Source organism: Marinimicrobium locisalis (assembly GCF_039822625.1).
Lineage (GTDB): Bacteria > Pseudomonadota > Gammaproteobacteria > Pseudomonadales > Cellvibrionaceae > Marinimicrobium > Marinimicrobium locisalis.
Genome location: NZ_JBDLLG010000069.1, coordinates 1 through 1447, shown reverse-complemented (window position 1 = coordinate 1447; position 1447 = coordinate 1). Strand labels below are relative to the sequence as shown.

Below are 1447 nucleotides of genomic sequence, written 5' to 3'. Positions count from 1 at the left end.
TAGTGCCCGTCCATAAACGAGTAAGCCACTGAAAATACAGGGAAAATATCGATTGGAGGGTTAAAAAAGGCCCTATTGCTTTGTAGAATTGTTTTCGACCAAGAAAGCAAACTCCAAAACAAAGGGCCCTACCATGCGAGAATCCCGCACGGCACAAAGTAGTTTATTTGATCTGTATTCGCCACACAAGTTTGGGGCGTTTCTCGGCGATTTATCTCGCGTGCTGGACGATCATCCTGAAATACTCCCTCTTCTGGAGGAGGATTTCCGCGTTGAAGGGACGCAGGCAACGGGACGCAAAGGTCTGTCTGTTGAGAGCACGTTTCGCTGCATGCTGCTCAAGCAGATCACTGGCGTCAGCTATGAGATGTTGGCCTTTCATTTAGCGGACTCATCCAGCTATCGGGCCTTTTCCCGGCTGGAGCGGGATTGTCAGCCCGGGAAGTCCGCCCTCAGCGGCAACATTCGTCGCCTGAGACCGAAAACGCTGCAATCGGTGTTTCAGCAGCTGGGTATTTCGGCGTTTGAGCGGGGCGTAATGAAAACGGACTGTTTGCGGATAGACAGCACTGTGGTCAGCAGTAACATCGCGCCACCATCAGACAGTAAGCTACTCGATGATGGCATCCGAGTGTTGAGCCGACTCATGGCCAAAAGCCGCGATGGCACAGGCGTCAAACTACGGTTGACGGATTACCGCAAGCGTTCCAAGTCGTTGGCGGCGCGTATTTTTTACGGTAAAAAGGCCGATAAGGAGACGCTGTATCCTGAGTTGATTTCGCTCGCCAGCTGGGTACTCAAACAGAGCGATAAAGCCATTGAACAGGTTCAGCGCCAAAGCGGCGAGTCGGCTCTCACGCAGTCCTGGGTCGATCAGGTTGTCCATTACCGGACATTGCTGGAGCGTGTCATTGATCAAGCCGAGCGGCGGGTGCTCAAAGGGGAGAAAGTGCCGGCATCTCAAAAGCTTGTCAGCCTGTTTGAGCCGCATACGGATATCATCATCAAGGGGCCTCGGGAGATTGAATACGGGCACAAGGTCAACCTGGCCACGGACAAAAACGGTTTGATCACCACCTTGATGATTGAGAAAGGGAACCCTACGGATGTCGAGCGGTTCATGCCCGTGGTTGGCGCCCATCAGTCACTGTATGGCAGCGTACCCAAAACCACCATTGCTGACGGTGGTTACGCCAGTCTGGATAACATCGACAAAGGCAAAGCGTTGGGCATCAAGCGAGTGGGGTTCCATAAAAAAAGAAGTATCTCGCTCAGCGCCATGGGACTGAAAGAGAAAACTTTGAAAAAGCTGCGGGACTTCCGCGCTGGTGTTGAAGGGAACATCTCGGAATTGAAGCGGGCCTTTGGAGCCTCGAAAGCATTGTGGAAAGGCGAAGACGGCTTTATGTCATTTGTCTGGGCATCGGTGATCAGTTACAACCTGACG

At 52.5% G+C, this 1447-nt stretch carries 1 protein-coding gene; it reads left to right on the top strand.

Annotated elements, in window-relative coordinates:
* Positions 1 to 133 precede the first annotated feature (133 nt).
* A partial coding sequence (locus tag AAE514_RS18415; RefSeq protein WP_347333026.1) for an ISNCY family transposase occupies positions 134 to 1447 on the top strand: 1314 nt, incomplete at its 3' end.